The sequence below is a fragment of the Parasphingorhabdus sp. genome (assembly GCF_036964675.1).
GTDB lineage: Bacteria > Pseudomonadota > Alphaproteobacteria > Sphingomonadales > Sphingomonadaceae > Parasphingorhabdus.
In genome coordinates, this window is record NZ_JBALTF010000005.1 from 52384 (window position 1) to 58875 (window position 6492).

Below are 6492 nucleotides of genomic sequence, written 5' to 3' on the forward strand. Positions count from 1 at the left end.
AGCAAACTTGAGATTATGTAAAACTTGCTGCTAAAGGGCTTATGGCATTTCGCCCTTTAAATGGACAATATGACACCCTTTCCCTGGTTTGATGTTGCGATCATAGTTGTGCTGGTGCTGATCAATGGCGTATTTGCCATGTCGGAACTGGCGATTGTTTCTGCGCGCAAGGCGCAGCTCCACAGTCTGGCGGACCAGGGGAGCAGGCGCGCCAAAGCCGCCCTTCGCCTTGCGGGGGATCCCGGCAAATTTCTCTCCACCGTGCAAATTGGCATCACCCTGATCGGTATCATTGCCGGGGCATTTTCCGGAGCCAGCCTCGGCGGGCCGGTTGCGGAACGTTTGCAGGCGCTGGGCATGGGCCAGGAAACATCGATCACGGTCGGTTTCGTGCTGGTCATTGGCCTGACCACTTATGCCTCGCTGGTGGTTGGCGAACTGGTGCCAAAGCAGATTGCCTTGCGCTCGGCGGAACGAATCGCGCTGGCCATGGCCCAGCCGATGGAATTGCTGGCCCGTATTTCCGCGCCATTGGTCTGGCTGCTGGACAATAGCAGCGCGCTGATCTTTCGGATGATGCGGATGAAACGCGATCAGATCAGTCATGTGACCGCGGACGAATTGCAGATGGTTTTTGCCGAAGCGACGCGTTCCGGCGTCATCGAAGAGCATGAACGCGCCGTGATGGCCGGAGTCGTGCGCCTGGCCGACCGCCCTATTCGCGAGGTGATGACCCCTCGGACCGAAATCGACTGGCTCGACATCGATGCGCAGCGCGAGGATATTCACAAGCTGCTGATGGAATCCCAGCACAGCCGCTTTCCCGTCGCCGAACATTCTGTCGACGAAATTCGCGGCGTGGTCCAGGCCCGCGATATCGTCGCGGCGCAACTGGGCGGCGAGGAACTGGACCTGCGCAAGCTGATGCGGCCGCTGGAAAAGGTGCCGGACCAGCTGGATGCGCTCGATGTGCTGGAAATATTGCGCGAAACCGAAGTGCCGATGATCCTGGTCCACGACGAATATGGCCATTTCGAAGGGATCGTGACGCCCAATGACCTGCTCAGCTCGATCGCCGGCGAATTTGTCTCCGACCAGGATGAAAAAACCCAGCGCAGCCTGATCGAGCGTGCGGACGGCAGCTTTCTGGTCTCCGGGGCGATGGCCATTGATGCGCTGGCCGAAAAGCTCAGTCTCCGGCTGTCAGAAGGCCGCGACTATGCGACGGTTGCCGGTCATGCCTTGGCGCAATTGCGCCATCTGCCCGAAGAAGGCGAAAGCTTTGAAGATCAGGACTGGATATTCGAAATTGTCGATATGGATGGCCGCAAGATCGACAAGCTGATTGTCCGGGCGAGCAACCCCGATATCGATTGACGAGGTTCAGACCCTAGAGCTTGCCGTATTTCTTCTCGAAACCGGCGATATCATCCTTGGCCAGGAATTTGGCCTGATCGATCCAGGCATCTTTTGTAATCCGCCCGCTGAACGGATCAAGATATCGATCGACCTCGGCAATTTCAGCCTCTTTCCACTCGGCAATCTGGTCAAACCGGGTGACGCCAAGCGTGATCAGCTGCTTGTTCAGTTTCGGACCAATGCCCTTGATAAGACGCAGATTGTCCGGCTCTCCGACCGCCGCCGGTATGTCGGGCTTGCCGGCGGTTGGCGTGTCGTCCGCTGCTGTTTCAGCCTCTGTCGTTACCACCAGCTTGACCGGGGCTACAGGTTCAGCGGCGGCAGGCTCGACAACCGGTTCGGGCGGCAGTGAGGGCTCTGGCACCGGCATAGCTGCCGCAGGCTTGACGACCGCTTCGGGCTTTGGCGTTGGCTTCGGCACCGCTGCCGCTGGCGGGGATGGTTCGGGATGGGCTTCTGTCGGCTGGACCGGCTCGCCGGCTTTTTCGAGCAGGCCGTCATTGGCGTCAAAATTATCGACGGCGGATGCTTCCCGGCCGGTTGCAGCCCAGATCCAGAAAGCCGTGACGACACCGATCAGCAGTGCAATCAGGTATAACAGCCAATTGGCCGAAATCATCGTAATCATTGTCTCAAAACCCCGTTCTGAATTCTGTCCATCGCCACGATTGGCTAATAATTTTTGTCGTTGCGACCCCAGATGAACCAGCCAATAGCGAGCCCAATCGCAAAAGTGACCAGCAGGAGCAACAGATTTTCAAGCAAAAGGGGCATGGATGAATTTTGCTGTGGCGCTTTTGCATCAATTTGTGACGGACTGCTTGCGGCGGCGATCCGGATCGCAATTCGGCGATTCTGCGCATCGGCGGCAGCATCCGAACCGGTTACCAGTGGCTGCGTCGATCCAAAGGCTTTTGCGGTGATCAGAGCTTCCGGGATCCCGCGTTCGACCAATCCCGCCTTGATCCGATCGGCCCGCTCTTGCGACATGATGAGGTTGACTTCGCTATCGCCATTGTCGTCGGTATGGCCTTCGACCGTGATCGACAGTCCCGCGCAAGCCTGCAAAGCTGCGCTGAGCTGGTCAAGAATTTGCTTGGTTTCCAGCGACAAATAGGCGCTGCCGGAGCGGAAGCTGATGCCTTTGGTTGCGATAATCTTGTCGACATCGGCCTGGCATTTGGCGACTTTATCCTGGTCGGCAGCGGTCGAGACTGATGCGGCGGTGCCCTCGGCTGTTTCGACGGCTTCCCCGGCTTGCCAGCTCGCGCCGGAGATGCCCGGGATCGTCATGACCACGTTCAGTGCGTCCTGTTTTACCTCATCGGTCACTGCGCCATCCAGAATGGCACCGCGGGACAGGGGATCGCGACCCAGGCTGACGCTGGCGCCATCGAGTCCCCGCGCGGCCAGTTCTGTCTGCGCCTTTTGCTCCAGACCGGAGATGAATTTTTCACCGGTTGCAGCATGGCCGACCAGCGCCAAAATCAATGTCGCCGCCGTACCGGTTAAAATTTTGCTTCCGATTTTCATTAGCTAACCTCAGTCCCTTTTTCGGTGGATTGCCACTGCTCGAAATATTTCATCAAAATGACGGAAATTGATGGCTGAGTCCAGTTGCTAGCCGCCTGTACATAGGCGTGGGCAGTAAAAATGTCCCTATATGAAACAAAATGCAGCTATCTATGGTTAATTTAGCCGGATTTGTCGGTTGGACAGCTGCAATTGCCTTGGTTGCTGCGGTTGTACCGAGCCTGTTCGGCCCAAGCTGACGGTGCAGGCAATGCACTTCATGATCGCTGTTGCCGGTGTTGCGGTCAGGCTTTCGTGCGTTTGAAATTTGCTCGGCATTGTCCCGAAATTTCTATTCCCGCCGAGAGTTGGAGGATTAATGCACCCCATCATTATGATGGGGTGCATTAATCCGGTGAAGTCGGTTTAGAAGCCGAAGCCGAAGGAAAATCCGACCGCGGTTTCGGCCAGATGGATATTCGCTTCGCCGCCGCCAAAGGGCGCGGGAATCGAGCCGGACCCGTTCACCGTCTGGCGCGGCGCCCGCATCGCATAGCCGGTGATTTCGAAATTTTCCGATGGCTTGAACGTTGCACCGACCGTGAAATGATCGCGCACGACGCCGGGCGCGAGCACGTTGAGCAAGGTCTCCGATTGCGGGATCGGGTTGGCGGAACGGCCATAGCCGGCGCGCAGGGCAAGCTTGTCGCTGGCCTGATAGACCGCGCCGAATTTCCACACATCGATATCGTCCCAGCCGAAGCCGGGGCCGTCATCCGCGCCGAACGGTCTGCCCTGGAGCAGCGCCGCAATCGGGTTTCCAACCGAGTTGACATGGGAATATTCGATATGTTTGAAATCTGCGCCCAGGGTAAGCTTTGGCGTCGCGTCTACCGAAACGCCCACGCCCCAGGAAGCGGGCATGTTGAAACCGCCCTGTTCGGCGAACAGCCCGGCATAGCGGTCGAATTTGGTGGTCCAGACTTTCGACTGGTAAAAGGCCCCAAGGCGCAGATTGTCGCCAAAAGAGCCGAGATAGCCGACGCGGAAACCCGCACCAAAGGCCCAGTCCTCACCCCGGTTGGTGAAAGCGCCCGGGTTTTGCGAATTGGCGGCGAACGGCTGGATGCCATTCATTTCGAAACTTTGCACGACGAAATGCGGCGACACCCCCAGGCTCTGTCCTTCCGCAATCTCCACCGCAATGGTCGGCGCAATCGAAACCTGCCGCAGGTTCACGCCCGCCGGACCGGTGGCGCCGAAACTGGCGAAGGGATTGCTCTTGTAATCGGTGTTCATGCCGCCATTGCCGTTGACCGCAATGCCGATCGAAACCGTGTCGGACAGCGGCCGGACATAAGCAAATTCGGGCAGGATGAAGGGATTGGCGTCATTGCCCGAATAAGTGCCATCTAGCCCCGCCTGATTGCCGATGATCTCGGACCCGCGATCGGGGATGAAGACTTCGAAGCCGACATCCAGCCGGTGTTCGATTGCGGTCGCCGAAGCCGGGTTGGTGGCAATCGCGAAACCATCCTGCGGCATCGCGATGGCGACGCCGCCAGCGCCCTTGGCCTTGGCCCCGACGCCGTTGAGAAAATAGCCGTCCGTCGCCTGCGCCGCACTCGGCAGGCAAAGCGCCGCACTGGCGAGCAGAAGGCCGGCAAGCGAAGTGATCCGGTGGCTGGAGGCGTGTGAAATAAGACGGGACATGACGATGCGACTTTCTGTTAATGCATCGGCGGAACGGGAGAGGGTGTTCGCCGGAGCGCGTCCCTAGCGATCCCCAGCCGCGCGCAGCAAGTTAGGAAAGATTGCGTGCGAAGTAGCTGAGCTTGGTGGGATCGGTGCTGGCGGCAGATGCCCCCTTGCGGTTGAGCGCTGGGCCGCTATTTTCCACCCTCATTGCAAATATCCATGACCGAAGAGAAAAGGCCTCACCATGTTCGCGATAATGAAAGCCGCCACTTCCGCCTGCCTGCTGCTTGCCACGATCACGGTCTCGATCACTGGTGCCAGCGCCAGTGACAAGCCCATTCTTGACGCCGTCGACGCCAATGGCGCGGAGCAGCTGCAATTGCTCGAAGCGACGGTCAATCAGAATTCCGGGACGCTCAATGCCGAAGGGGTCCGCAAGGTCGGCGAAATCTACCGGCGCGAACTGGAGGATATCGGCTTTGCGGTTCGCTGGATCGACATGCCGCAATCGATGGCGCGCGGCGGTCACCTGGTCGCCGAACGGGATTTTGGCGCAGGGCCAAACCTCCTGCTGATCGGCCATCTCGACACGGTGTTCGAACCCGACAGTCCGTTCCAGCGCTTCGAGCGCGACGGTGACAAGCTGCGCGGCCCGGGCATCTCTGACATGAAGGGCGGCAATGCAGTGGTCATTTATGCCATGCGGGCGCTGATCGAGGCGGAGGCGATCAAGGGCGGCAAGGTGACGATATTTTTCACCGGCGATGAGGAAAGCGTCGGTGCACCGCTGGCCGAGGCCCGCAAGGACCTGATTGCGGCGGGCAAAGCTGCCGACTACGCGCTTAACTTCGAAGGCGGCAGCGCCGAGTGGGCCGTGGTTGGCCGGCGCGGTTCCTCGAAATGGAAGCTTGAGGTAACGGGAAAGCGCGCTCACTCTTCGGGAATTTTCAGCGATGGTAGCGGTGCCGGCGCCGCGTTCGAAATGGCGCGCATCCTGAACCGCTTCTACGGCGAGGTGCGCGGACCGCTCGGATTGACCTTCAATCCCGGCATGGTCGCGGCCGGATCGGCCATCGACCCCGTCGGCAGCGCCGGAGCGGTGACGCTCAGCGGCAAGGACAATGTGATCGCCGAGACCGCCATCGCCTCCGGAGGCCTGCGCTTCATGAACGACGCGCAATTGCGTGCCGCAGAAACCCTGATGCGCGGGATTGTCGAGGACAGCCTGCCGCTGACCAGGGCGACCATCACCTTCGAGGACCGATATCCCGCGATGGAGCTGACCGAGGCGAATGAAGCGCTGCTCGACCGCGTCAACGCGGTGCACGCGCGACTCGGCCTCGAACCCGCTCAATCCTTCCCGCCGGAAGGGCGCGGCGCGGCGGACATCAGCTTCGTAGCACCCTATGTCGCCAGCATGGACGGACTGGGCGTTGCGGGTACCGGCGCGCACACCGTCGATGAAGATATGGACCTGACCAGCCTTCAGCAGGCCACGCAACGCACCGCCTTGCTGGTGGCGGATTTGTTGGCGAGTGATCTGTTGCAGTGATGATTACCCTTCTCCCTCACGGGAGAAGGGGTAAATTATGGAAATCAAAATGCACTGTCACAGCAATCTTTAAGGCGATATTGCCGAAGCTGCCAGAGTTGCCGTTGTCGGCCGCCTGACCACGAACCGCCAGCTATAGCCGCGATATTGGCTGACAAATTCGCTTTGGGTGCCAATCTCGCTGTCCAGCTCGGCCAGAAATGCACCGAGATGCGCGCGCGGTGCCACATGAAACAGCGCCAGCCATTGCTGCAAGATCGAGCGAAACAGCGGCGGCAATTGCTCCGACTGGCCGAAATCGACGATGTGCA

Annotated in this window: 5 protein-coding genes and 1 pseudogene; 2 read left to right on the forward strand and 4 right to left on the reverse strand. The window is 59.4% G+C overall.

The annotated features are described in order from the left end of the window. The first annotated feature begins 60 nt into the window (after positions 1–60). A complete protein-coding gene (locus V7665_RS02115; RefSeq protein ID WP_335662883.1) occupies positions 61–1377 on the forward strand; it encodes a hemolysin family protein in 1317 nt (438 codons plus the stop codon). Between the two features lie 13 nt (positions 1378–1390). Here V7665_RS02115 and V7665_RS02120 read toward each other — a convergent pair whose 3' ends face one another. The 3 genes from V7665_RS02120 to V7665_RS02130 form a co-directional block, all read right to left on the reverse strand. After that, complete coding sequence (locus V7665_RS02120; RefSeq protein WP_335662884.1) at positions 1391–2047, reverse strand: hypothetical protein; 657 nt, start codon at positions 2045–2047, stop codon at positions 1391–1393. A 44-nt stretch (positions 2048–2091) separates the two neighbouring features. After that, complete coding sequence (locus tag V7665_RS02125; protein WP_335662885.1) at positions 2092–2952, reverse strand: OmpA family protein; 861 nt, start codon at positions 2950–2952, stop codon at positions 2092–2094. A 405-nt stretch (positions 2953–3357) separates the two neighbouring features. Further along, the gene (locus V7665_RS02130; protein WP_335662886.1) at positions 3358–4644 is read right to left on the reverse strand and encodes an OmpP1/FadL family transporter; all 1287 of its coding nucleotides are present in this window, start codon (positions 4642–4644) and stop codon (positions 3358–3360) included. Positions 4645–4873: 229 nt separating this feature from the next. Here V7665_RS02130 and V7665_RS02135 point away from each other — a divergent pair, with 229 nt between their 5' ends. Further along, positions 4874–6181 (forward strand): M20/M25/M40 family metallo-hydrolase, encoded by a 1308-nt coding sequence (locus V7665_RS02135; protein ID WP_335662887.1) that lies wholly within the window; start codon positions 4874–4876, stop codon positions 6179–6181. A 69-nt stretch (positions 6182–6250) separates the two neighbouring features. On the opposite strand, the pseudogene V7665_RS02140 reads toward V7665_RS02135, so the two are convergent. Continuing rightward, positions 6251–6492: pseudogene (locus V7665_RS02140) on the reverse strand (hypothetical protein); the annotation flags it as partial.

Excerpts from the sequence above, each read along its gene's own strand:
- V7665_RS02115 (WP_335662883.1), top strand. The coding sequence starts at position 61 with ATGGACAATATGACACCCTTTCCCTGGTTTGATGTTGCGATCATAGTT.
- V7665_RS02125 (WP_335662885.1), bottom strand. The coding sequence starts at position 2,952 with ATGAAAATCGGAAGCAAAATTTTAACCGGTACGGCGGCGACATTGATT.
- V7665_RS02120 (WP_335662884.1), bottom strand. The coding sequence starts at position 2,047 with ATGATTACGATGATTTCGGCCAATTGGCTGTTATACCTGATTGCACTG.
- V7665_RS02130 (WP_335662886.1), bottom strand. The coding sequence starts at position 4,644 with ATGTCCCGTCTTATTTCACACGCCTCCAGCCACCGGATCACTTCGCTT.
- V7665_RS02135 (WP_335662887.1), top strand. The coding sequence starts at position 4,874 with ATGTTCGCGATAATGAAAGCCGCCACTTCCGCCTGCCTGCTGCTTGCC.